Annotated in this window: 21 protein-coding genes, 3 tRNA genes, 1 pseudogene and 1 CRISPR repeat array; of the genes and pseudogenes, 16 read left to right on the forward strand and 9 right to left on the reverse strand. The window is 46.4% G+C overall.

The features are described from left to right. Positions 1 to 156 precede the first annotated feature (156 nt). The 8 genes from TPET_RS07000 to TPET_RS07035 all read left to right on the forward strand — a co-directional run bounded on the left by TPET_RS07000 (position 157) and on the right by TPET_RS07035 (position 6,623). The gene (locus TPET_RS07000; RefSeq protein WP_011943846.1) at positions 157 to 1,305 is read left to right on the forward strand and encodes an inositol-3-phosphate synthase; all 1,149 of its coding nucleotides are present in this window, start codon (positions 157 to 159) and stop codon (positions 1,303 to 1,305) included. A gap of 40 nt (positions 1,306 to 1,345) precedes the next feature. Beyond that, positions 1,346 to 2,071 (forward strand): sugar phosphate nucleotidyltransferase, encoded by a 726-nt coding sequence (locus TPET_RS07005; RefSeq protein ID WP_011943847.1) that lies wholly within the window; start codon positions 1,346 to 1,348, stop codon positions 2,069 to 2,071. Further along, positions 2,065 to 2,682: a CDP-alcohol phosphatidyltransferase family protein gene (locus TPET_RS07010; protein WP_011943848.1), complete on the forward strand. Its 618-nt coding sequence runs from the start codon at positions 2,065 to 2,067 to the stop codon at positions 2,680 to 2,682. Before TPET_RS07005 ends, TPET_RS07010 begins: the two co-directional genes overlap by 7 nt. Before the next feature lie 32 nt (positions 2,683 to 2,714). Next, positions 2,715 to 3,446 (forward strand): ABC transporter ATP-binding protein, encoded by a 732-nt coding sequence (locus TPET_RS07015; protein WP_011943849.1) that lies wholly within the window; start codon positions 2,715 to 2,717, stop codon positions 3,444 to 3,446. Next, positions 3,443 to 4,396, forward strand: coding sequence for a SufB/SufD family protein (locus TPET_RS07020; protein ID WP_011943850.1), 954 nt, complete (start codon positions 3,443 to 3,445; stop codon positions 4,394 to 4,396). The genes TPET_RS07015 and TPET_RS07020 overlap by 4 nt, the downstream gene beginning before the upstream one ends. Before the next feature lie 32 nt (positions 4,397 to 4,428). Next, a tRNA-Val gene (locus TPET_RS07025) sits at positions 4,429 to 4,503 on the forward strand. Between the two features lie 49 nt (positions 4,504 to 4,552). Continuing rightward, on the forward strand, positions 4,553 to 5,323 hold the full coding sequence (suhB, locus tag TPET_RS07030; RefSeq protein ID WP_011943851.1) for a bifunctional fructose-1,6-bisphosphatase/inositol-1-monophosphatase: 771 nt from the start codon (positions 4,553 to 4,555) through the stop codon (positions 5,321 to 5,323). Position 5,324: 1 nt separating this feature from the next. After that, complete coding sequence (locus TPET_RS07035) at positions 5,325 to 6,623, forward strand: glycoside hydrolase family 32 protein (protein ID WP_011943852.1); 1,299 nt, start codon at positions 5,325 to 5,327, stop codon at positions 6,621 to 6,623. Between the two features lie 569 nt (positions 6,624 to 7,192). After that, a CRISPR array of direct repeats spans positions 7,193 to 7,560; the repeat unit is 30 nt; unit sequence GTTTCAATAATTCCTTAGAGGTATGGAAAC. 178 nt (positions 7,561 to 7,738) lie between these two features. Here the strand turns inward: TPET_RS07035 and TPET_RS07045 are convergent. Beyond that, a complete protein-coding gene (locus tag TPET_RS07045; protein WP_011943853.1) occupies positions 7,739 to 8,509 on the reverse strand; it encodes an ABC transporter permease in 771 nt (256 codons plus the stop codon). 4 nt (positions 8,510 to 8,513) lie between these two features. Next, a complete protein-coding gene (locus TPET_RS07050; protein ID WP_011943854.1) occupies positions 8,514 to 9,497 on the reverse strand; it encodes an ATP-binding cassette domain-containing protein in 984 nt (327 codons plus the stop codon). A 139-nt stretch (positions 9,498 to 9,636) separates the two neighbouring features. On the opposite strand from TPET_RS07050, the gene TPET_RS09455 reads away from it, so the two are divergent. Then, the gene (locus TPET_RS09455; protein ID WP_148186811.1) at positions 9,637 to 9,789 is read left to right on the forward strand and encodes a hypothetical protein; all 153 of its coding nucleotides are present in this window, start codon (positions 9,637 to 9,639) and stop codon (positions 9,787 to 9,789) included. Here the strand turns inward: TPET_RS09455 and TPET_RS07055 are convergent. Together TPET_RS07055 and TPET_RS07060 are read right to left on the reverse strand one after the other, a co-directional pair. Further along, positions 9,770 to 10,690 carry a hydroxypyruvate reductase gene (locus TPET_RS07055; RefSeq protein ID WP_048810883.1) on the reverse strand — a complete coding sequence of 307 codons (921 nt, stop codon included), beginning with the start codon at positions 10,688 to 10,690 and terminating at the stop codon, positions 9,770 to 9,772. The genes TPET_RS09455 and TPET_RS07055 overlap by 20 nt on opposite strands. A 5-nt stretch (positions 10,691 to 10,695) precedes the next feature. Beyond that, on the reverse strand, positions 10,696 to 11,850 hold the full coding sequence (locus TPET_RS07060; protein ID WP_011943856.1) for a serine-pyruvate aminotransferase: 1,155 nt from the start codon (positions 11,848 to 11,850) through the stop codon (positions 10,696 to 10,698). Positions 11,851 to 12,056: 206 nt separating this feature from the next. Here TPET_RS07060 and frr point away from each other — a divergent pair, with 206 nt between their 5' ends. Genes frr through TPET_RS07085 form a run of 5 tightly spaced genes read left to right on the forward strand, consistent with a single transcriptional unit; the run spans position 12,057 to position 17,764 of the window. Next, positions 12,057 to 12,614, forward strand: a complete 558-nt coding sequence (gene frr, locus TPET_RS07065; RefSeq protein WP_011943857.1) for a ribosome recycling factor — start codon at positions 12,057 to 12,059, stop codon at positions 12,612 to 12,614. Beyond that, a complete protein-coding gene (locus tag TPET_RS07070; protein WP_011943858.1) occupies positions 12,611 to 13,312 on the forward strand; it encodes an isoprenyl transferase in 702 nt (233 codons plus the stop codon). The genes frr and TPET_RS07070 overlap by 4 nt, the downstream gene beginning before the upstream one ends. After that, a complete protein-coding gene (gene cdsA, locus TPET_RS07075) occupies positions 13,305 to 14,117 on the forward strand; it encodes a phosphatidate cytidylyltransferase (RefSeq protein WP_011943859.1) in 813 nt (270 codons plus the stop codon). The genes TPET_RS07070 and cdsA overlap by 8 nt, the downstream gene beginning before the upstream one ends. After that, positions 14,114 to 16,705 (forward strand): alanine--tRNA ligase, encoded by a 2,592-nt coding sequence (alaS, locus tag TPET_RS07080; protein WP_011943860.1) that lies wholly within the window; start codon positions 14,114 to 14,116, stop codon positions 16,703 to 16,705. Before cdsA ends, alaS begins: the two co-directional genes overlap by 4 nt. A 6-nt stretch (positions 16,706 to 16,711) precedes the next feature. After that, a complete protein-coding gene (locus tag TPET_RS07085) occupies positions 16,712 to 17,764 on the forward strand; it encodes a hypothetical protein (protein WP_011943861.1) in 1,053 nt (350 codons plus the stop codon). On the opposite strand, the gene hslO is transcribed toward TPET_RS07085, so the two are convergent. Genes hslO through TPET_RS07105 form a run of 4 tightly spaced genes read right to left on the reverse strand, consistent with a single transcriptional unit; the run spans position 17,720 to position 21,932 of the window. Beyond that, entirely contained in the window at positions 17,720 to 18,592 is an 873-nt protein-coding gene (gene hslO / locus TPET_RS07090; RefSeq protein ID WP_011943862.1) for an Hsp33 family molecular chaperone HslO, read from the reverse strand. The two genes, TPET_RS07085 and hslO, sit on opposite strands and share 45 nt — an antisense overlap. After that, positions 18,589 to 19,257 (reverse strand): 2-C-methyl-D-erythritol 4-phosphate cytidylyltransferase, encoded by a 669-nt coding sequence (ispD, locus tag TPET_RS07095; RefSeq protein ID WP_011943863.1) that lies wholly within the window; start codon positions 19,255 to 19,257, stop codon positions 18,589 to 18,591. The genes hslO and ispD overlap by 4 nt, the downstream gene beginning before the upstream one ends. After that, a complete protein-coding gene (locus TPET_RS07100; RefSeq protein ID WP_011943864.1) occupies positions 19,254 to 19,550 on the reverse strand; it encodes a DUF1844 domain-containing protein in 297 nt (98 codons plus the stop codon). The genes ispD and TPET_RS07100 overlap by 4 nt, the downstream gene beginning before the upstream one ends. A gap of 6 nt (positions 19,551 to 19,556) precedes the next feature. After that, positions 19,557 to 21,932: an ATP-dependent Clp protease ATP-binding subunit gene (locus tag TPET_RS07105; RefSeq protein ID WP_011943865.1), complete on the reverse strand. Its 2,376-nt coding sequence runs from the start codon at positions 21,930 to 21,932 to the stop codon at positions 19,557 to 19,559. Between the two features lie 76 nt (positions 21,933 to 22,008). Here TPET_RS07105 and TPET_RS07110 point away from each other — a divergent pair. After that, positions 22,009 to 23,016 (forward strand): annotated as a pseudogene (locus TPET_RS07110) (lysylphosphatidylglycerol synthase transmembrane domain-containing protein). 5 nt (positions 23,017 to 23,021) lie between these two features. On the opposite strand, the gene TPET_RS07115 reads toward TPET_RS07110, so the two are convergent. Next, a tRNA-Leu gene (locus tag TPET_RS07115) sits at positions 23,022 to 23,107 on the reverse strand. 138 nt (positions 23,108 to 23,245) lie between these two features. Between TPET_RS07115 and TPET_RS07120 the strand changes: the two genes are divergently transcribed. Further along, positions 23,246 to 23,320 (forward strand) — tRNA-Val (locus tag TPET_RS07120). Positions 23,321 to 23,325: the final 5 nt, after the last annotated feature.

Raw genomic sequence — 23,325 nt, forward strand, 5'->3', positions numbered from 1 at the left:
CAAACTGATTCACTAAAAAGAAAACTATTGGTAAAGCACTTGAAATATATGACTGTAAAAACGTGATATAATAGACTTGGCTTTTAATCTAATCCCTCCATACAATGTTTTTCTTCCAGATAAAATCCGCGAATAAAAGTTAAGGAGGTGAAACGCATGGTCAAGGTCCTGATCCTCGGACAGGGCTACGTTGCCAGTACATTTGTTGCTGGACTTGAAAAGCTCAGGAAAGGGGAAATAGAACCTTACGGAGTGCCCCTTGCAAGGGAACTTCCCATCGACTTTAAAGACATCAAGATTGTGGGAAGCTACGACGTGGACAGAGCGAAGATTGGAAAGAAACTGAGCGAAGTGGTGAAGCAGTACTGGAACGATGTTGACTCGCTGACGAGTGATCCTGAGATTCGCAAAGGAGTACACCTTGGAAGCGTGAGGAACCTCCCCATCGAAGCTGAAGGTCTCGAAGACAGCATGACTCTGAAGGAAGCGGTTGACACTCTTGTCAAGGAATGGACAGAACTCGATCCCGATGTGATCGTGAACACCTGTACCACGGAGGCTTTCATACCCTTCGGGAACAAAGAAGATCTTCTGAAAGCTATCGAAAACAACGACAAAGAGAGACTCACTGCAACTCAGGTGTACGCTTACGCGGCGGCTCTGTACGCGAACAAGCGTGGAGGGGCGGCTTTTGTGAACGTTATTCCGACCTTCATAGCGAACGACCCGGCTTTCGTTGAGCTCGCGAAAGAGAACAGCCTCGTCGTTTTCGGAGACGACGGTGCTACCGGTGCCACACCGTTCACAGCGGACGTTCTCAGCCATCTTGCCCAGAGAAACAGGTACGTCAAAGATGTTGCGCAGTTCAACATAGGAGGAAACATGGACTTTCTAGCGCTCACAGACGATGGAAAGAACAAGAGTAAAGAATTCACCAAGTCCAGTATAGTGAAGGACATTCTCGGTTACGATGCACCGCATTACATAAAACCTACAGGGTATCTTGAACCACTTGGAGATAAAAAGTTCATAGCCATTCACATCGAGTACGTGAGTTTCAACGGTGCTACAGATGAGCTCATGATAAACGGAAGAATAAACGACAGCCCGGCTCTTGGAGGTCTCCTTGTTGACCTTGTGAGACTCGGAAAGATCGCACTCGACAGGAAGGAGTTCGGAACGGTCTACCCAGTGAACGCCTTCTACATGAAAAACCCGGGACCGGCGGAAGAAAAGAACATCCCAAGAATCATCGCTTACGAGAAGATGAGAATCTGGGCGGGATTGAAACCGAAGTGGCTGTGAGGGGCTTGAGCCCCTCATTTCTTTTCGTGGAGGTGGTTCTGTGAGAGAGGCCGTTGTGCTGGCTTCCGGAGCTGGAAAAAGACTCAGATCGGTTACCGGAGATGTTCCGAAGGTCTTTTACAGGTTCGACGGTTGTGAGCTCGTAAAATATCCGATGATCTCCCTGATGAAAAACGGTGTTGAAAGATTCGTTCTTGTCGTCTCAGAGGGCTATAGAGATCTCGGAGAGAAGGTTCTGAATGATCTGGGTGTCGAGGGGATTGTCGTTGAGAACAAAAAGGTGGAACTCGGCAACGCGTATTCTTTCTTCCTGAGTGAACCTTACGTGGAGAGCGAAAAATTTTTCCTCTCGTGTGGTGATTCTCTCTTTCCACCTGAGGCACTGAAAAGTGCTTTCAGTGAGGATGAATTCCATATAAAACTCGGTGTGAGTAAGAGAAGTGACCTGATAGACCCTGAAGAGGCGAGTAAAGTATTAGTAAATGAAGATCGGATTGTTAAAATCGGAAAGAGAATCGATGAGTACAACTATTTCGACACGGGTGTTTTTGTGATGACGAAAAAGGTTTACAGCCTCAAGGAGAGTTTTTCATGGACTGAGGAAATTTCTCTGTATCATGTGCTGCAGAAGGCAGTTGACACAGGAATGCTCGTTAAAGTGTTCGATTTTGGAAATGCTCTGTGGACAGAAATAGACTCTCCCGAGGATTTGAATGAAAAGGTTTATGAGTTGATGAAAAAAATAAAGGAGGGAGTGGCATGCTGAGAAAATCCACCGATGGGTGGATTTCTTCTCTGATAAACAGGAGATTTTCCTCAAGGATCACAAATCTCATTCTCGAGAAAAACTGGCAGATAACACCCAATCAGATGTCTTTCATCAGCTTTCTTGTTGGTGTTCTCGCGTTTCCGTTTTATCTTCTCAAAGTTCCATGGATCGCAGGAATTCTTGTTCAGGTTTCTTCTGTTCTGGACGGAGTGGATGGGGAGCTCGCACGCGCAAGAAATGTGTCTTCAAACTGGGGAGCTTTTTTCGATACGATGTTGGACAGGTTCGTGGATATACTGGCCGTTCTTGGGCTGTCTCTTTACGGTTACTTGAAAGATGGTCCCTCTCTTTCTTTACTCTTCTGGTCGGTTCTTGCCGTCAGCGGTTCTCTCATGGTGAGTTACCTTCACAGTGTTGGGAAGGTGTTTGGTACCCACCCGGCTCTCGTCGGAAAACTATCCGGTTTTGCTTCCAGGGATGTTAGGTTGTTCGTTGTATTCGTTTTTTCTCTCTTTGGAATGTATCTTCCTGCTCTTGTAGTTATCTCGATCCTGTCGTATGTTTACACTACTGGGAAATTCGTGGAACTTTTGGTGCTCAACAGGTGATTTCGTGTTAGACTCAATTTGAGGTGATGAATGTGCTGGAGCTCATCGATGTGTGGTACGAGGTAGAGGGAAAGGCTATCCTGAAGGGAATAAACGCTCGCTTCGAAAAACAAAGGGTTTACTCCATACTGGGAACCAACGGTGCGGGAAAAAGCACTCTCGCCTATTTGATCATGGGGCTTGAGGGCTACAGACCCACCAGGGGAAAGATACTCCTCGACGGTGAGGACATCACCGATCTTTCCGTAACAGAGAGAGCCAAAAGAGGGATCACTTTGATGTGGCAGGAACCCGCTCGATTCACAGGAATCAAGATCAGAGACTATTTGACTCTCGGTGGAAGAAGGAAAGTATCGAAAGAGGAGCTCGAAAGGGTCCTGGAACTCGTTGGTCTGAACCCAGCACTCTACTTGGAAAGAAACGTCGATGAAAAGCTGAGCGGTGGAGAGAGAAAGAGGGTAGAACTTGCGAGTATTCTTCTCATGAAACCCAGATACACCATCCTCGATGAGCCAGACTCCGGGATAGATATTATGAGCCTTGAGATGATAGAGAAGGTTCTCTCGGAACTCGTGAATGCGGGTGGCTCTGTGATCTTAGTCACTCACAGAGAAGAAATTGCCCTGGAGAGCGACTACGCCTTTCTCATTTGTCACGGCTCCATCTTGAAAGAAGGAAACCCATCTGAGATCGTGCAGTTCTACAAAAACAGCTGTGACAGATGTGATCATCCGAATGAACCATCAGGGGAGATGATCGTATGATCGTAAAAGACTACAGAAAAGAATTCGAAACACTTGCAAAAGCCTACGAAAAGGCAGGGGGAGACGTTTCGAAGTTCCTCGACAGGAGGATAGCCTCCATCATAATAAGCGGTGACAAGGTCATAGGACTCAACGGTGTGGAGGGAGTAGAACTCACTCCCCACAGGATAGAGAACGGTGTTCAGGTGGACATGAGAATAAAAGAAGGTGTGGTGGAGTATCCCGTCCACGTGTGTACGGGGTACCTGGAAAAGAAAGGACTCCAGCGCGTTGTGTTCAATATAAGGCTCGAGAAAAACGCGAAAGCGATCTTTGTGGCACACTGCGTTTTTCCGTGGACCGAAGACTTCACACACGACGCCTTGATGAATGTGGAACTGGAAGAAGGAGCATGGATGGAGTACCATGACGAGCACATGCACAGTGAAACGGGCTCCATAAATCTGATCACCAGATCGATAGCAAGAGTTGGAGAAGGAGCGGTTTACCGAAACACCTTCACTCTCGTGAAAACAAGAATAGGAACGCTGAGGGTCTTCATGGATGCTTCACTTGAGAAAGATGCCGTTGGAGAACTCTACACGAAAGTAAAGGCCATCGAAGACGACGATGTGGAAGTGAAGGAGATCTTGAGGCTGAACGGAATGGGGGCGAGAGGTCTTGCCAAAACGAACGCAGTTGCAATCGACAGAGCGAAAGTTTCTGTGGTGAACGAAGTTTACGGAAACGCGCCGCACACGAGAGGCCACGTGGAGTGTCTTGAAATCGCAAAGGGAGATGGAGTGGATGTGAGAGCTCTTCCCGTGCTGGTTGTAAAGAACGATTCTTCTGAACTAACCCACGAGGCTTCCATAGGAAGGGTGAACGCGAAACAGCTTGAAACACTCATGGCCAAAGGCCTCACAGAAGAAGAAGCGACCGAAATGATCATAAAGGGTATTTTGACATGATGAAGATTTTGTTGTAAAATCCATAAACGGATGGGTGCGTAGCTCAGGGGGAGAGCGCTTCCCTCACGAGGAAGAGGTCGCAGGTTCGAATCCTGCCGCACCCACCAGCAGGCTCCCTCAAGGGAGCCGTTAATTTTTTTAAAGGGAGGGATCGAATTGGACAGACTGGACTTTTCTATAAAGCTTTTGAGAAAGGTAGGACACCTCCTCATGATACACTGGGGGAGGGTAGATAACGTCGAGAAAAAAACCGGTTTCAAGGACATAGTCACAGAGATAGACAGAGAAGCCCAGAGAATGATAGTCGATGAGATAAGAAAATCCTTCCCTGACGAAAACATCATGGCCGAAGAAGGAATATTCGAAAAAGGAGACAGACTCTGGATAATAGACCCGATAGATGGGACGATAAACTTCGTTCACGGCCTTCCGAACTTTTCCATCTCTCTGGCTTACGTTGAAAACGGAGAAGTCAAGATGGGAGTCGTCCATGCCCCTGCTCTCAACGAAACACTCTACGCTGAGGAAGGAAGCGGTGCCTTCTTCAACGGTGAGAGAATCAGAGTGTCTGAGAACGCCAGCCTCGAAGAGTGTGTTGGTTCCACTGGTAGCTACGTGGATTTCACCGGGAAATTCATCGAGAGGATGGAAAAGAGGACCAGAAGGATTCGGATCCTTGGAAGTGCTGCGCTGAACGCCGCTTACGTTGGTGCAGGAAGGGTTGACTTTTTCGTCACCTGGAGGATAAATCCCTGGGATATAGCAGCCGGTCTGATAATCGTTAAAGAAGCGGGAGGAATGGTCACGGACTTCTCCGGAAAAGAAGCGAACGCTTTCTCGAAGAATTTCATCTTCTCGAACGGGTTGATCCACGATGAAGTCTTGAAAGTTGTTAACGAGGTGGTAGAAGAAATAGGAGGGAAGTGATATGTTCAAACCGAATTATCACTTTTTCCCGATAACAGGCTGGATGAACGACCCGAACGGTTTGATTTTCTGGAAAGGAAAATACCATATGTTCTATCAGTACAACCCCAGAAAACCTGAATGGGGAAACATCTGCTGGGGCCACGCGGTGAGCGACGATCTCGTTCACTGGAAACACCTTCCCGTTGCCCTCTATCCCGACGATGAAACACACGGAGTGTTCTCTGGAAGTGCCGTTGAGAAAGATGGGAAAATGTTTCTCGTGTACACCTACTACCGCGATCCGGCACACAACAAAGGAGAAAAAGAAACCCAGTGTGTAGCCATGAGTGAAAACGGATTGGATTTCGTAAAGTACGATGGAAACCCGGTTATATCTAAACCCCCAGAGGAAGGGACGCACGCCTTCAGAGACCCGAAGGTGAACAGAAGCAACGGTAAGTGGCGAATGGTACTGGGATCTGGTAAAGATGAGAAGATTGGAAGAGTGCTTCTCTATACCTCAGATGACCTTTTTCACTGGAAGTACGAGGGTGTGATCTTTGAAGATGGAACCACAAAAGAAATAGAGTGTCCCGATCTTGTGAGAATTGGAGAGAAAGATATCCTCATATACTCGATAACGAGTACAAACAGCGTTCTGTTTTCCATGGGAGAGTTAAAGGAAGGAAAACTGAATGTCGAAAAGCGGGGGCTTCTCGATCACGGAACGGACTTCTACGCTGCTCAAACCTTCTTTGGAACAGACAGAGTTGTAGTTATCGGATGGCTTCAAAGCTGGTTGAGAACAGGGCTTTACCCGACAAAACGAGAAGGATGGAACGGTGTTATGAGTCTTCCAAGAGAGCTGTATGTAGAAAACAACGAGTTGAAGGTGAAACCGGTAGATGAACTCTTGGCTCTCAGAAAGAGGAAGGTTTTCGAAACGGCAAAGTCCGGAACATTTTCGCTGGATGTCGAGAAAAACAGTTATGAAATTGTGTGTGAATTCAGCGGAGAAATCGAACTTCGAATGGGAAATGAATCTGAAGAAGTGGTGATAACAAAGAGTCGAGACGAATTAATCGTGGATACAACGAGATCTGGTGTTTCAGGTGGAGAAGTTAGAAAGGCGACAGTCGAAGATGAAGCTACAAATAGAATACGAGCTTTCTTGGATTCATGCTCTGTAGAAATTTTCTTCAACGACTCCATAGCTTTTTCCTTTAGGATCCATCCAGAGAAAGTTTACAACGTTCTTACTGTCAAATCGAACCAAGTGAAATTCGAAGTCTTTGAACTCGAGAACATATGGTTATGATGTTAGACAACACTTTGAAAGCAAAGTCTATCTTTGTTTTATGCATACAAACCAGGTTAGTTCCAATCATTCACAAAGTAGGTGATGTGTGTACTTGGCATTGGAAGATCGATACAGAGTATGCAATTACCGGTAACGAAAAATTTCATGCGCCTTTCTGGTACCGGAAGCTATGCGTTAAAAAGGGAATAATGGATGATATGAAGAGACAATATGAAGAGAATTTGTGGTAATCGATGACGTGTAAGTGCTTTGAATTCGAGAAATTAGTAGTTAACTTCTAACACACTGAGGAATACCTTCTTTCATCTATTTGTGAAACATGGAACTAATCGATTTTCACCAAAAACACCTCAAAATGCCCCGACGTAGGTTGATATAATTTATCTTCTGTTTTTTGCTTGTGTTCTTTTCTTGTTTGACTATGCAATTATTCCATTTTTCCAAACAGTACTTGAAGGTGCTCTCTTGTGTGTTAGAATGGTTTATGGAAAGGGAGGATATGGAAGGTCAAAAAACATCTTGCTTTCAGAGTGTGTTTGTGGTATAATTTCTCTTGAACTCAACGGGTTTCAATAATTCCTTAGAGGTATGGAAACTTTACACCTCTCACGACATCATAACCGCTTTCGCAGGTTTCAATAATTCCTTAGAGGTATGGAAACTATTTCTTTCCCGATCGTTCGAAAAGTGTCTAAGTGTTTCCATGTTTCAATAATTCCTTAGAGGTATGGAAACAAGTGTTTTTTATACACTTCTCCTGCAAACTTCTCGGTTTCAATAATTCCTTAGAGGTATGGAAACGAATCAACAACAATTTCAAGCATTTTGATATCCGAGAGTTTCAATAATTCCTTAGAGGTATGGAAACCTACTTCGCAGCCGTGTATGGTAGAAAGCCGCAGCGGTTTCAATAATTCCTTAGAGGTATGGAAACATTCCGACGCCGGAGACATACCAATCGTGGTACATCGTTTCAATACATCCTTAGAAGCACAAAAAAACTTCTTCTTTTCCGAAATCGTTGTTTCTGTTAGCATTTCATATTCAATGAAGCTCCATAAAAAAACAAAAAGGCAGGGAAACCCCCTGCCTTCGTTTTTGCTGTTGATATCTCAACTTATCCTTGCTCTTTCGAAGCTTTCCATTGCGAGGATGAGCCCCACCAGCATCAAGATCGAGAGAATTCCCCAATCGAGGCCGAAGGAGAACTTCATCACTTTTTCTCCCACTAAGTACCCTCTCGAGGCGTCCACCGCGTAGGTGAGAGGATTTATGTACGCGAGAGCCTTCATCCAGCTTGGCATGGAGTCGATAGGATACATCGCACCGCTCAGAAAGACCAGAGGCATCATCAGAGTCATCATGATCATCTGGAATCCCTCAGTGCTTTCCATCTTCAAAGCAAGCGCAATACCAAAGCTTGCAATGGTAACTGACATGAGAAATCCAACGGCAAGAGCGGGAAGTAGTCCGGATATTTTCAGACTTTCTGCGAGGAAGTAGTTGAAGACGAGAATTATAAGTCCCTGTAAAACGGTAACGATCGCATCTCCAACGATTCTACCTGTGATGCTGAGTCTTCGTGAAGAGGGAGCCACCAGAACCTCTTTGAAGAAGCCAAACTGTTTGTCCCAGATCAAACTCACACCGCTGATAAAACTCATGTTGAAAACTGTCATGGCGAAGATACCAGGTGCAAGGTAAGTCAGGTAATCCACCCCACCGAACATCATTTTGGCCCAGGGATTGTCAAAAACTTTACTCCATCCCAGTCCGAAGAAGATGATCCATATCAGAGGGTTTATTATCATTCCAATGACTCTCGAGCGTGACCTCAAGAATCTCATGAACTGCCTGTAGATCATCGTCACAAAGGCTGCCATGATATTACCTCCTCATCCTCATTCTCATTCTTGCCATGGTTTTGAAAGAGTTTTCTGGGCCTTCTTCTCTGAGCTCTCTTCCCGTGAGATGGAGGAAAACGTCGTTGAGCGTGGGTTTGTGGTAGGTGATTTCTTCTATTTTCAAACCCTTCTGCTGTGCCAGCTCAAAGATCTTCGGTATCGCCCTTCCAGAATCTTCCACGTTCAGCTCCAGCCTTCCATCGGGGAGTTTTTTACACGACTCTATGAATTCGCCTTCGAGACATTCAACGGCTTCAGAGAATCTCACGTAGATAATCTCTTTTCCAACCATTCGCTTCAACTCATTGGGACTCCCGAGCGCGATGATCTTTCCATGATCTATAATCGCCACCCTGTCGGCGAGCTGTTCCGCTTCGTCCATGTAGTGGGTGGTGAGAAAAATCGTCATGTTGTGCTCTTTTTTCATTTTCGAGATGTATTCCCACATATGTGACCTTGTGTGCGGATCAAGGCCAATGGTGGGTTCGTCGAGGAAGAGAACTTCCGGTTCGTGTATTAAAGATCGAGCTATTTCGAGCCTTCGTGCCATACCACCGCTGAACGTTTTAACTGGTTTGTCTTTGAAATCCAGAAGTTCCACGAACTCGAGAAGTTCCAGGATTCTCTTTTTGAGTTTTTCTCCGCCGTATCCGTATATTCTTCCGTGTATGTACATGTTTTCATACGCGGTGAGCTCTCTGTCCAGTGATTGATCCTGAAAGACTATACCGATTTTTCTTCTAACTTCTCGGGGCTCTTTCAACACATCGTAGCCGGCGACCCATGCTTTTCCGCTTGTCGGCTTCAAAAGTGTGGTGAGCATGTGAATGGTGGTGGTTTTTCCCGCTCCGTTTGGGCCAAGAAAGGCGAAGACTTCTCCTTTTTTCACCGAAAAGCTGACTCCCTTGACTGCTTCAAAGTTTCCGAACTTTTTCACCAGGTCTTCCACGACGATGATGTCTTCCATCTTTGTCACCTCCATAGAGTCAAAAGATATATCGATAGATATATCCTCCGAAATTGATTATAAAATAGTATGAATGGATGTGTCAATCGGTTTGAACCTGAAGACAGAGAAGAGGATCTATTAACTTGGAGGGGAAAGCATGGAGAGAGTACGAGATTTCTTCATTCTACTCTTTTGTGTTTTACTTTTTGTTTACGAATTCCTTGCTTTGAACGTGAGAATAATGTTCAGATCCGTAAAGAAGAAAAAAAGCCGGGAGACAACCCCCGGCTTCAGATTCCCAGTTCCTTGAAAATCTTCTCCACGAGTTCTGTTCCAACTCTATTCTGGGCTTCGTCTGTAGAGGCACCTATATGGGGAGTTGCAACAACGTTGTCCAGGTTCAAAAGTTTTCTTCTGATCTCATCAGTGGGTGGTTCCACCTCGAAAACGTCGAGCCCCGCGGCGTAAACTTTTCCACTCACAAGGGCTTCGTACAGGGCTTCTTCGTCGATCGTCCCTCCGCGGGCTGTGTTTACTATGATGACACCGTCTTTCATCTTTGCGATGCTCTCTCTGTTTATGATGTGCCTGGTTGATTCCGTGAGAGGCACATGCAGAGAAATGAAGTCGCTTTCTCTGAAAAGAGTATCCAGATCCACATATTCAACGGGAAGATCCGTTGCGGGTTTTGCGGGATCGTAAGCGATGATTTTCATTCCAAAGGCAAGGGCTCTTTTTGCCACTTCCTGTCCGATGTTTCCAAATCCAATGAGTCCCAGTGTTTTTCCAAGAAGTTCCTTTCCATTGAGTGCTTTCTTTTCCCATTTTCCTTCTTTGAGGGATATGGTGGCTCTTGCTATGTGACGAGCGCAGGCGAGCATCAAACCCATCGCGAGTTCTGCCACGGATGGAGCGCTGGCACCTGGAGTGTTGAGAATTTTTATTCCTTTCTCCTTGGCCTTTTGAACGTCTATGTTATCCAGCCCAATACCTGCCCTTGCTATGATCTTCAAGTTCTTTCCGGCTTCTATGATATCAGCCGTGACCTTAGTGGCGCTTCTGACGACAAGAACATCAATCTCTGGTATGATCTTCATCAATTCGTCTTTTTCCAGGTGTTCCGATGTGACTTCGAGTTCATCTTTGCTCATAAGAAGCTGCGTTGCCTCTTTATCGAGAGGATCGTTCACGTGCACTCTGTATCTCGCCATCTTCATCACTCCCCAATGAATTCTTTAGCGAAGACGGCTTCGGCTGCTTTAACACCGGCTCCGAGTTCGAATTCATAACCGAGTTCTTTCAAGGTAAATTCAAGAGCGGAGATGGCGGTTATGGTGTCGAAGGGTGACATGTAGCCGAGATGTGCTATCCTGAATATCTTTCCTTTGAGTTTTCCTTGTCCACCGGCAATGCTCACACCGTATTTGTCTCTCATAATCTTGGGAATCTGTTTTCCATCGATACCCTCAGGTACTTTCACAGCCGTTACAACGTTTCCTGGTCTTTTCGAAAGGAGTTCCAATCCAAGTGCTTTCACCGCCGCTCTTGTCGCGTCTCCCAGTATTCTGTGCCTTTCCCACACGTTCTCTATGCCTTCCTCTTTTATCATCTGAAGAGCCTTTCTCAACATGTATATCATATTTACTGCGGGAGTGTAAGGATTGTCAGGGTAAGATTTCTTGTAGGCCCTCAGATCGAAGTAATATCTTGGAGACCTGGATTTTTCCACGAGCTCCCACGCTTTGTCGTTGAGAGAGATGAGAGCCAGTCCAGGAGGCAACATCAAACCCTTCTGAGAACCTGTGACAACGACGTCTACACCCCACTCGTCCATCTTCAGTGGTTCTGCCCCAAGAGCGCTGACAGCGTCTGTTACAAGAACAACGTCTTTTTCCTTCGTGACTCTGGCGATTCCTTCAAGGTCTATGACTGTACCTGTCGAGGTTTCACTGTAGGTGGTGAAAACGACTTTCGCATCGGGGTTTTTGTTGAGAGCCTCTTCGATCTGTTCAGGTGTGACCGCGTCTCCCCATTCGAGGGCGATTTCTACGATATCGGCACCGTAAGCCTGACAGAGCTCTTTCCATCTTTCACCGAATTTCCCGGCCACAACCACTATCGCCTTGTCTCCGGGACTAACGAGATTCGCCACCGCCGCCTCCATAGCTCCTGTTCCCGTAGAAGCAAAGGCGTACACGTTGTTTTTTGTTTGGAAGACGTACTTTGCGTTTTCGAGGGTTTCTTCCATTATGGAAATGAACTGAGGTGTTCTGTGGTGGATTGTTTCCTTCGCTCCTTCTGTTAAAATATCGTTTGGTACTGGAGTTGGTCCGGGTGCCATTATGTAGTGTTTCTTAAGAAACTTTCCCATGGAACTCCCCCTTTCCAGGATGGTGGTGCTTGTTATTTTTTTAACTAATTATACTACCAGAATTTTTACAGACGGATGAAGCATATTTATCAAAAGAGACGAGAAACCAAAAAAATCTGTTTGCTATAATCTTGAGAGGTGTTGGGAATATTATACAATGGCCATCGACAGTGTAAACACAAATTTCAAACGAGGAGGGGAAAGGCATGGTGAATCCAATCATAAAAGAAGCGAAGGAAAAGATGAAGAAAACGCTGGAAAGGATTGAGGATGAACTGAGGAAGATGAGAACAGGAAAGCCCTCTCCAGCCATTCTTGAGGAAATCAAGGTAGATTACTACGGTGTTCCAACTCCTGTGAATCAGCTCGCCACGATCTCTGTTTCTGAAGAAAGAACCCTCGTTATAAAACCCTGGGATAAAAGCGTTCTTTCTCTCATAGAGAAAGCGATCAATGCATCTGATCTTGGTTTGAACCCCATAAATGATGGAAACGTGATCAGGCTTGTCTTTCCTTCTCCAACCACTGAGCAGAGGGAAAAGTGGGTTAAAAAGGCGAAGGAGATCGTCGAGGAAGGGAAAATCGCCATCAGAAACATCAGAAGAGATATTTTGAAGAAGATAAAAGAAGATCAGAAGGAAGGCAAAATTCCAGAAGATGATGCCAAAAGACTGGAAAACGAAATACAGAAGCTAACAGATGAGTTCATTGAAAATCTGGACAAGGTATTCGAAATCAAGAAAGAGGAGATCATGGAATTTTGAGAATACCACAGCACGTTGCGATTATAATGGATGGAAACGGCAGATGGGCGAAAAAGCGGGGTCTTCCCAGAATAAAAGGGCACCAGCGAGGTGCAAAGGTGCTTCATAATACCGTGAAATGGTCATTGGAAATGGGAATAAAGTATCTCACGGCTTTTTCTTTCTCCACAGAGAACTGGAAAAGGCCGAAGGAAGAAGTGGAGTTCCTCATGGATCTTTTCGTTCAGATGATAGACCGTGAAATGGAACTCCTCAGAAAAGAAAGAGTCAGAGTGAGAATCCTTGGAAGAAAAGAAGGTCTTTCGGAGAAGGTGTTGAAAAAGTGGCAGGAAGTGGAAGAAAAAACGAAAGAGTTCGATCGGATGACGCTTGTAATTGCGTTCAACTACGGAGGTAGAAGGGAGATTCTCGACGCGGTAGAATCTATTTTAAAGGATGTGTCTCAGGGGAAGAAAATAGAGCTCACTGAGGAGACTTTCCGTCAGTATCTGTATTTACCCGATGTTCCAGATCCGGATTTGATAATAAGGACCTCAGGTGAGATGAGACTCAGTAATTTCCTTCTCTGGCAGTCCGCATACTCCGAGCTTTATTTTTTCAAAAAACCGTGGCCGGATTTCACGAAGAGGGATTTTCTGAGGGCTATAGAGAGTTATTCAAAAAGGGAAAGAAGATTCGGGGGTCTGATCAATGGATGATTTGAAAACCAGAGTCATAACCGCGAGTATCGTAGCACCTTTCGTTGTTCTGTGTTTCGTGAGTTACGAGAGTCTGATAGGACTCGTTTCCGCTATCGTCATTCTGGCAGGCTACGAATTCATCACACTTGAAATGAAAGAACGTGATGCGCGATTTTTCTATGTGATACTCCTTGCTCTGTATCCCGTTCTCTACGGCTTAGTTTTTGAAGAACCTACACAGCCGCTGTCGATCCTCTTCATAACTGGAGTGGTTTTCTCTCTGATAGCAGACAAAGATCCTTCGCAGGTGTTCAAGACGATCGCTTCCTTTTCGATCGCTCTCATTTACATTACCTTCTTCCTCAGTTTCTTTCTTCCGATTTATCGGAATTTTGGTGCCGCGAACGCTCTTCTCGTTCTCACCTCCACCTGGGTGTTCGATTCCTTCGCATACTTCGCGGGTTTGAAATTTGGCAAAACGAGGATCTCTCCCCGATACAGTCCAAGAAAGAGTCTTGAGGGAGTGATAGGAGGATTCCTGGGTGTTGTCATCTACACCTTTTTGTATCGACTCGTTGTGAATGATCTGCTCTCTGTGAACGTGATAAATTTCAGAACGTTCCTTCCTTTCGCCGCAACGGTCGCGGTTATGGACACCTTCGGTGATATTTTTGAATCGGCCCTGAAGAGACACTACGGTGTCAAAGATTCTGGGAAAACCCTTCCGGGTCACGGAGGGATGCTCGACAGAATAGATGGACTGCTCTTTGTTGCTCCTGTCAGCTACATCGTGTTCAAAATCTTAGAAGGAGTGGTGCGATGAGATACATGACTTCCGAAGAGATCAGAGAAGCTTTTTTGAAATTCTTTGAGAAAAAGGGACACAAGATACTACCGAGTGCTTCTCTCATACCGGACGATCCTCAGCTTCTCTTCACCGTGGCCGGCATGGTTCCTTTCAAGCCCATTTTCTGGGGCAAAGTCGAACCCGTTTACACGAGGGTGGCTACCTGTCAGAAGTGTTTGAGAACCGTTGATATAGAGAACGTGGGAAAGACTCCAAGGCACCATACGTTCTTTGAAATGCTCGGTAATTTCTCCTTTGGAGACTATTTCAAAGAAGAAGCCATAGAGTGGGCCTGGGAGTTTCTCACCCAGGTGCTTGGGGTTCCTGAAGAAAAACTGTGGGTCTCCGTCTACGAGGAAGACGAAGAGGCCTTCAGAATCTGGAACGAAAAGATAGGTCTTCCCGAGAAGAAAATTTTGAGAATGGGAAAAGAAGACAATTTCTGGGGGCCGGCTGGGCCAACGGGGCCGTGCGGTCCCGATACGGAGATCTTTTACGATACAGGGTACTCGAAGGGCTGTCCTGAGGGCGAAGAGTGTACTCCTGCCAATTCTGAAGGGCGATTCGTGGAGATATGGAACCTTGTTTTCACCGAGTATTACCAGGACGAAGAAGGAAAGCTCCATCCGCTTCCACGAAAGAACATCGATACGGGAGCTGGTCTTGAAAGGTTCTGTGCGATGATGCAGGGAGTTTACAGCAATTTCGACACAGATCTGTTCCAGCCGATAATAAACCGCATAGAGGAATTGACGGGGGTTGGCTACAAAACAGATGAAGAAAAAGACGTTTCCATCAGGGTCATAGCCGATCATATGAGGGCCATCACCTTCCTGATCAGTGAAGGTGTTTTCCCTTCCAACGAGGGAAGAGGATACGTTCTCAGAAGGATCATAAGACGCGCGATGAGACACGGAATACTCCTTGGCATGAGTGAACCGTTCCTTTACAGAATCGTTGATGCTGTGGCGGAGAAGATGGGAAAGGTCTATCCGGAGATCGTTCGCGGTGAAAGTATGGTGAAAGAAGTTCTCTCTGCAGAAGAAAGCAGATTTCTAAAGACTCTCGAGCAGGGAATGAAGGTCTTCGACGAGATCGTTGAGAAAAAGGGAAGGATAGATTCCGAAGACGCGTTCAAACTCTACGACACATACGGACTTCCACTGGAACTCACACTCGAAATCGCAAGGGAGAAGGGTGTGGAAGTCGATGTGAAAGAATTCAACAAATACATGGAAGAACAACAGCGAAAGTCAAGGGTTGCTCTGGGAGATGTGGAATTTGCCAGGAGGTACGAGTACCTTGAAGAACTCCCCAAAGATTTCCGAACCGAATTCACTGGGTACGAAAAACTCGAGGATGAGGGTGAGGTCGTCCTCATAGCCAAGAACGAAAAAGCGGTGGAAGATGCAACAGAAGACGCGGTGGAAGTAGTGTTTTCAAAAACACCATTCTACGCTGAGAAGGGTGGTCAGGTATCCGACACGGGAACGGTGGAATGGGAAGATGGAAAAGCGCTTGTAGAATACGTTTTTGAAGCTTCAGAGGGTGTGATCGTCCACAGAATCAAGGTACTGGCCGGCACTCTGAGAAGAGGTCAGAAAGTGGTTCTCAGAGTGGATAAGAAGAGAAGAGAGGCCACAATGAGAAATCACACGGCGACGCATCTACTTCACGCGGCTTTGAAGAAGGTCCTGGGAGACCACGTGAGGCAGGCAGGATCCTTGGTTGCACCCGACAGGCTGAGATTTGATTTCACACATTTCAAGGGTCTTTCGATGGCAGAAATAGAACAGGTGGAGAATCTGGTGAACGAATGGATCATGGAAGCGATTCCGGTCGAGGTGAGGTACACAAGCTACGAAGAAGCGGTAAAGTCCGGAGTTGTTGCGCTTTTCACGGAAAAGTATGGAGATGTGGTCAGGGTCGTCGAGGTTCCTGGTGTGAGTAAAGAACTCTGTGGCGGAACGCATGTGAGCAACACAGGGCAGATAGGTCTGTTCAAGATCATCTCGGAGGAATCCGTTTCGTCAGGTGTGCGAAGAATCGAAGCGGTCACTGGCTTTAGTACCCTGGAACTCCTGAGAAACCAGAAAAAACTGATCGATCAGCTGAAAGAAATCCTCGGAGCAAGGGAAGACGAGCTCACGGACAGGGTTCTGGGTTTGAGAGAGAAAGTGAAGGAACTCGAAAAGAAACTCTCTCAGGGAAGGATTTCCGAAGAAAAGATAGCCATGAAACAGCTGGAAGATGGTGCGAGGGTCTTCTACGCTGTTTTTGAAGATGTCGAAGCAAAACACCTTGGAGGAATAGCGGACAACGTTTTGAAAAAGGAAAGGGAAGGCATTGTTATTCTCCTCAGTAAGTTCGAAGACAAGGTTTCCCTCGTTGTGAAGGTTTCTGAGAATCTCCTTGACAAGTACGATGCCTCTTCCATAGCACGGAACATAGCGAAGGAACTCGGTGGAAGTGGAGGGGGCCGAAGGAATTTTGCCCAGGCGGGTGGAAGACATCCGGAAAAGATAAGAGGCGTTCTGGAACGTCTCGAAGAGTTTCTGAGGTGAAACTCTGTGGAACTTGTCGTTGATGCTCATGAACTCAAAGAGTGGGTCTATCTGCTCGATAAACTGGTTGGAACAACCGAACCCACTGCGAGATTTCTCAGTTTCTTTTACAGAGATGGGCTCTGGGTGAGTGCGAGCGACAACTGTGCTAAAGTGGAGATATTCCTGGGGGAGATACCCCGATTCGAAGGCAGCAGGATCGTTTCTCTAGATCTTGTGAAGTATTTTTTGAGTGATGTTAGAGTCAGTGATGTTCGAATCACCGTCCTTCAGGAACGGCTCGTTCTGAGAGCGGGGAATGAAGTTCTGGACGTTCGGTGCAAAACGGGAGAAATTCCTCCAGGAGATGGCGAAGAGGAATTTCTCTGCACACTCACGAAGCGTGAATTCGAAGGAGCGTTGAACTTTGCCAGTTCTAATCTCGACGAAGGGGAATTCCTGATTCTTCTTTTTGAGGAAAAAGATGTTTTGATGTTTGGATCATCAGCAGGCATTATGACCCTCGCACAGATCTCTACAATTCCGAAGAATCCCTTTTCTACAAAAATTCCGTACGTCACGGTGAGGCACATTTTCAAAGCTTTTCAAAGACTGGATGTTCAGACTCTGGACTTCTATGAGAAATCTGGAAAACTCGTGGTGAAGTATCCTCATTTTGTTATGGAAGTTTGTGGTGACGAAGTGAAAGAAGGAGAGATCAAAAAACTGAGGGCTTTGCTGGAAGAAAAGACCGTAGAACGGATAGAAGCGAAGAAGCAGGTCCTTGCAAAGCTCGTGAGAAAAGCCTCAGTGCTCTCAAGAGGAGATTACGCCACGATCTCAAGAAGAGGGGAAAGTCTGAAAGTTCAGGTAAAACGAAAGAATCTCAGTTACACTGCGGAACTTTTTGTGGAATCCGGAAGAGATTTTGTTGTGGTGTTTCCTTCGAAGAAATTGAGAAGTGCCCTCGCACGGATGGACACCGAAAGGATATTTCTTGAGATCACAGAAAGGTTCCTGAAGATCTCCAATTTTTCAGGAACCAGAGTTATCTACCTTGAACTTGAGGAGTTCTTCTAATTCCTCCTCGGAGAAAACGTATTTTGTGTTGCACCACTTACAGACGACCTCTCCTTTCCCTTCTTTTCGCATGTCCTCCAGTTCTTTTTTGTCCAGAACGAGAAGGGCGTTTTTGGCTTTTTCCCTGTTGCAATCACATTTGTACCTTATTTCCGCTGTTTCGACGAATCCTACCTTCTCACCGAATATTCTTTCCAGAACGTCCAGAGGTTCTGCTTTTTGGAAAAGCTCGGTTATGTACGGAAGATTCTTTATGTTCCTTTCGATCAATTCCACCTTCTCCTGTTCAAGGGTGCGATCGATGATTTGAACGGCGAATCCTCCCGCGATCTTCACACCGCCTGAGTCCACAAGAACACCGATGGAAAAAGCGGATGGTATCTGTTCAGAAACCGCGAAATAATAAGCCAGATCTTCGGCGATCTCACCGCTCACCAAAGGTAACTGAGAGACAAAGGGGGTTTTCAACCCAAGATCTCTTACTACCCTGAGAACACCCTGACCGATAGCACCGGCAACATCAAACTTTCCCTTTTCATTTAAGGGCAGTTCCACCTTGGGATTTGCCACATATCCCCTGACAGTGAATTCACTGGTCGACTGTGCAACGACTCTCCTTATCGGTCCGTTTCCCTCTATGTCCAGCGTCCACCTTTCTTTTTCGGCGAGCCATGGTGTCACAAGAGCTGCACCGATGAGGGCTCTTCCCAGAACCACCGTGGCGAGGTATGAAAGGCTGTGCCTGTTTCGAGCCTCTTCCACCACTTCTCTCATTCGAACGATCGAAAATCTCACCTTGTGATCGAACATCGTGCCGTAATAAATCATGGTATCCTCTCCCATTCTCTGGCGATGATTCTCGCCAGTTCCAGATCTTCTTTAAACGTCACTTTGAAACACAGAGGATCTCCTTCGACCAAAGCTATTTTCACTCCGAGCTTTTGAACGGGTTCCGTGTCGTCTGCCCATTCGCCACCGTTTTCATGGGCCTTTTTCAAAATCTCGTAAGAAAAAGCCTGCGGTGTAAGAATTCTGTACACTCCTTTTCTTGGGATGTATTCCATTCTGTCGTTCTCAACTCTTACGAGCGCATCGGAATTCTTCAACGCGAGGGTTGCCGCTCCCGTTTCGCGGGCTCTTCTGAGAACCTCAGACACGTGTTTCTTTCTCAGAAACGGTCGTGCTGAGTCGTGTACGAGAACGTAAGAGGGAGAGAACTTTTCAAGAAATTCGAGGGCGCTTCTCACACTCTGGCTTCGTGTATCTCCACCCTCGACAATTCCGAGTACTTTTTCGTGGAACACTCTTTTCTCTACAACTTCGAACCACTCTCTTCGTGTCACTATTACAACACCATCTATCGCTTCACTTTTCAAAAACGTGGAAAGCGGATACTCGAAAAGCATCCTTCCCTCTATCTCGAGGAACTGTTTTGGAACGTTTTCAGACATTCTTTCACCTTTTCCCGCTGCAAGGAGAATCGCTACGTTCATGCGTTTTCTGTCTCCTTCTTCTTGCTTTTTTGATACTGATGGAAGTAGTTGAGCTTCAGGGTGGAGAGAACTCCCTCCATTTCTCGGCGAACTTCCTCATCCACGAGGTCCTTTATCCTGTTGAATATCGCGTCGAGCGTGTCTATTCCAAGTCGTGCTTCTTCGAGATCTTGATAGAAATCTCCGTATTCGTCTTCTGTGAGGCCGAGCCGTGCCCAGCATCGAGCACTTATGGTGCTGAAGAAGAGGAGTATGAGATCCTTCATGGAGAGTTTTTCTTTCTTTTCCTCCACGGATCGTCACCTCCTCTCTATCTTCAGACCGTATTCGTCCGCGTCGACCAGAACCCTGTCTCCCTCTTTTATCTCTCCCTCCAGTATTTTATCCGCTATCATCGACTCGAGTTCGAGTTCTATGATTCTTCGGAGTGGTCTTGCGCCGAGAGACGGCACGTAACCCGCCTCTGCCAGGTAATCTTTCGCCCTTTCTGTGAGCTCGATGGAGATGTTCTTCTCTTTCAGTATTTCCTGGAGCTGTCTCACCATGATTTCCACTATCTTCTTCACCTCTTCCATCGTGAGCGGTTTGAAGTAAACTATGGCGTCTATTCTGTTCAGGAACTCGGGTTTGAAGGTGTTTCGAAGTTCTCTTTCTATCTCAATTCTCACACCGTTTTCCGACATTTCGAGGATCTTCTCGCTTCCTATGTTGCTCGTCATGATGATGATGGTGTTTCTGAAGTCCACAGTGTTTCCTTTTCCATCGGTCAATCGCCCGTCTTCGAACACCTGAAGCAGGATGTTGAATACGTCTGGATGTGCCTTTTCTATCTCATCGAGGAGAATCACACTGTAGGGCCTTTTTCTCACAGCCTCGGTGAGCTGTCCTCCCTCTTCGTAACCCACGTAACCCGGAGGTGCCCCTATGAGTCTGGCAACGGAGTGTTTCTCCATGTACTCACTCATGTCGAGCCTGATCATGGCGTCTTCACTGCCGAAGAGCACATCTGCGAGAGTTCTGGCGAGTTCTGTCTTTCCCACGCCCGTTGGTCCGAGGAACAGAAAGACACCGATGGGCCTTCTCGGATTTTTGATACCAACCCTTGCGCGTCTTATGGTCCGCGCCACTATCTTCACGGCTTCCTCCTGATTCACCAGGCGCTGGTGTATGAATTCTTCGAGTTTCAGGAGTTTCTCTCTTTCGGATTCCATGATTCGAGACACGGGAATGCCGGTCCACTGTTCCACGATCCTTGCCACAACGTTCTCATCGACAACCGGTTCCACCTTTTCTTGTTTTTTCCTTTTTTCTTCGTATTCGTTTTTCAATCTCTGGAGTTCGACCTTCAGCTTTGCCGCTTCTTCGTATTCTCCCTTCACAACGGCGTCGTTTATTTTTTCCTCAAGGTTTTTGATCTCTTCTTCGAGTTTCAGGAGTTCTTCTGAAGGGTACGAGGATTCAAGGCGAACATAAGCGGCCGCTTCGTCTATCAGATCAACGGCCTTGTCCGGGAGGAATCTGTTTGTTATGTATCGCGCGGAGAGTTTCGCCGCAGTCTCCAGAGCGTCATCCGTTATCTTCACGTGATGATGTTCTTCAAAGACCTTTCTTAACCCTTTCAATATTTCAATCGTCTGCTCGACCGTCGGCTCTTCCACTATGACCGGCTGGAATCTTCTCTCAAGCGCCCTGTCTTTTTCTATGTATTTTCTGTACTCCTCAACGGTGGTTGCTCCTATTATCTGAATCTCTCCCGTTGTGAGTTCTGGTTTCATTATGTTCGCGGCATCGAGAGCACCTTCGGCTGCTCCCGCTCCTACCACCGTGTGAACCTCGTCGATGAAGAGTATTACTTCTCCTTTTTTTCTCTTCAATTCATCGAGGAGGCGTTTCAGTCTTTCTTCAAAATCTCCTCTGAAACGGGTCCCTGCCACCAGTCTGCCCATGTCGAGTTTTAAGACTCTGACGTTTCTCAAAAACAGAGGAACTTTCCCTTCAACTATTCTCTGGGCGAGCCCCTCGACGACAGCTGTCTTTCCCACTCCCGGGTCTCCTATGAGGACCGGGTTGTTCTTTGTTCTTCTGGACAGTATCTGTATCACCCTTCTGATTTCCTTTTCACGATCTACTACAGGCATGAGCTTTTTTTCGCGGGCTAGCTGTGTGAGATCCATTGTGAAGCGAGCGAGCGCTTCCACGTTCTCTGCCTCATCTGTTTTACCCGTTGATCTGATCTTCCTTATTGCTTCATAGACTCTCTCAGGTGTCACACCATATCTCGAGAGAATTCGGAACGCCGTGGAATCGGGTGACAGGACCATTCCCAAAATAAGGTGCTCGGTTCCTATTTTTGAATCTCCCATTCTTCTCGCTTCTTCTCGCGCTTTTTCAATGACGTGCCTCGCGTCCGGAGTTATGAAAATCTGAGAAACAGATGCTCCTTCAGGAACTCTAACTCCGTATTTCCCAATGAACACCTCCACCTCATCTTTGAGCCTGTTTATGTCCACGTTCAGCTCCTTCAGAAGCTCCACACCAACGTTGTTTCCTTCTTCCAATATCGCAAGCAGTATGTGCTCACTGGAAAGCTGATTTTGTCTGTATCGGGTCATTATATCCTGAATGCTCATCATCACTTTCTGCGCCTTTTCCGTGTACTCTTCCAGATTGAACATGTAGCATCACCTCCCAGAAAAATCTTACCACGTGGTGTGTTAATATTTCTAATAAAGACACTGGAAGGAGATGATTATGAAGAGGAATCTACTCTTAGCTCTGATCATAGGCCTCGGTGCCACGGCTCTCATGGTTTCCTTTTGGGGCAGCGGTGATGCGTGGAAGGAGTTGAAGAACGTAGAACCACTCTTCTTGATGGTTCTTTCACTGAACTTTTCAGGTATTGTTTTAGTGGACGCCTTCAGAACCAAGATACTTCTGAAAGATGTTCCTTTCGGAACCTGTGTGGCCAACTCTCTTTGGGGATTCTATGTGGGGGCAGTAACACCTTTCGCTGCGGGAGGGCAGCCTTTCCAGATCTATCATCTCACAAAGGCTGGAATTCCCTTTGAAAAATCGGCATCTGCGATAGCGGTGAGGTTTTTCTCTTCTTTCTCATTTTCCGTCATCTCCGGTTTTGCCTTCTTCATGGTCTATTTTGATACCTTCGAAGAACTCGGTATCCTCGGTGACTTTTTCTTTGCAGGAATAGTTCTGGCTTTGCTTTTCTACGTTTTCATAATCCTCCTGTCCTTCAGTAAGGGTTTTCTGCGAAGATTCTTCATGTCACGACTTGTTTTGAAGATCTTCACGTTTTTCTCCAGAAAATCTGAAGACGATTTAAAAAGACTCGTGGAGGAAAGAATACTTGGATACGTTTCGGCCACCAGGGAGTTCTGAAAAGCTTCCAAACTGAAGTTTTTAGCGGTAGCGATTCTGTCGGGTTTGATGGTCGTGCTAATACACACGAGTACTTATTTTGCGATGAAAGCCGTCAATCGTAATGTGAATGTTTCTCTGTTCCAGGTGGTCAGTATCCAGCTTGCTCTCAGCCTGATTGTGTATTTTGCTCCTACACCCGGTGCCAGCGGTGCAACGGAACTGGCTTACTACGTTGTATACTCGAACATAATCGAAAAGACTGATGCGATGGTATCCATGCTCGTCTGGAGATTCTTCAATTATTATCTGTTCATAATTTTGGGGATTCTTCTTGGACTGGGGAGGTTAACAAAAAAACCGGAGGGAAAATCCTCCGGCTGATTTTGTGGTGCCGAGGGCGGGACTTGAACCCGCACGGGCCGAAGCCACATGGCCCTCAACCATGCGTGTCTGCCAGTTCCACCACCTCGGCAACTCCGACATATATAATAGCACAGGTTTTCACCCTTTTCAAGTACCCTCATCGGAAATTTTTCTGTTAAATGTTGAACGGCATCGAACTGGATGGTTGACATAGTCAGATGCTTGTAGTATCATAATTAAACGGAATGGGTGCGTAGCTCAGTGGGAGAGCGCTTCCTTGACGAGGAAGAGGTCGCAGGTTCAATCCCTGCCGCACCCACCACAGAG

The sequence above is a fragment of the Thermotoga petrophila RKU-1 genome (genome assembly GCF_000016785.1).
Classification (GTDB): Bacteria; Thermotogota; Thermotogae; order Thermotogales; family Thermotogaceae; genus Thermotoga; species Thermotoga petrophila.

What these genes read in the sequence shown, in the direction of transcription:
- TPET_RS07000 (WP_011943846.1), top strand. Translation starts at nt 157, where the DNA reads ATGGTCAAGGTCCTGATCCTCGGACAGGGCTACGTTGCCAGTACATTT.
- TPET_RS07010 (WP_011943848.1), top strand. Translation starts at nt 2,065, where the DNA reads ATGCTGAGAAAATCCACCGATGGGTGGATTTCTTCTCTGATAAACAGG.
- TPET_RS07020 (WP_011943850.1), top strand. Translation starts at nt 3,443, where the DNA reads ATGATCGTAAAAGACTACAGAAAAGAATTCGAAACACTTGCAAAAGCC.
- TPET_RS07035 (WP_011943852.1), top strand. Translation starts at nt 5,325, where the DNA reads ATGTTCAAACCGAATTATCACTTTTTCCCGATAACAGGCTGGATGAAC.
- TPET_RS07045 (WP_011943853.1), bottom strand. Translation starts at nt 8,509, where the DNA reads ATGGCAGCCTTTGTGACGATGATCTACAGGCAGTTCATGAGATTCTTG.
- TPET_RS07050 (WP_011943854.1), bottom strand. Translation starts at nt 9,497, where the DNA reads ATGGAAGACATCATCGTCGTGGAAGACCTGGTGAAAAAGTTCGGAAAC.
- TPET_RS09455 (WP_148186811.1), top strand. Translation starts at nt 9,637, where the DNA reads ATGGAGAGAGTACGAGATTTCTTCATTCTACTCTTTTGTGTTTTACTT.
- TPET_RS07055 (WP_048810883.1), bottom strand. Translation starts at nt 10,690, where the DNA reads ATGGCGAGATACAGAGTGCACGTGAACGATCCTCTCGATAAAGAGGCA.
- TPET_RS07060 (WP_011943856.1), bottom strand. Translation starts at nt 11,850, where the DNA reads ATGGGAAAGTTTCTTAAGAAACACTACATAATGGCACCCGGACCAACT.
- frr (WP_011943857.1), top strand. Translation starts at nt 12,057, where the DNA reads ATGGTGAATCCAATCATAAAAGAAGCGAAGGAAAAGATGAAGAAAACG.
- cdsA (WP_011943859.1), top strand. Translation starts at nt 13,305, where the DNA reads ATGGATGATTTGAAAACCAGAGTCATAACCGCGAGTATCGTAGCACCT.
- alaS (WP_011943860.1), top strand. Translation starts at nt 14,114, where the DNA reads ATGAGATACATGACTTCCGAAGAGATCAGAGAAGCTTTTTTGAAATTC.
- hslO (WP_011943862.1), bottom strand. Translation starts at nt 18,592, where the DNA reads ATGATTTATTACGGCACGATGTTCGATCACAAGGTGAGATTTTCGATC.
- ispD (WP_011943863.1), bottom strand. Translation starts at nt 19,257, where the DNA reads ATGAACGTAGCGATTCTCCTTGCAGCGGGAAAAGGTGAAAGAATGTCT.
- TPET_RS07105 (WP_011943865.1), bottom strand. Translation starts at nt 21,932, where the DNA reads ATGTTCAATCTGGAAGAGTACACGGAAAAGGCGCAGAAAGTGATGATG.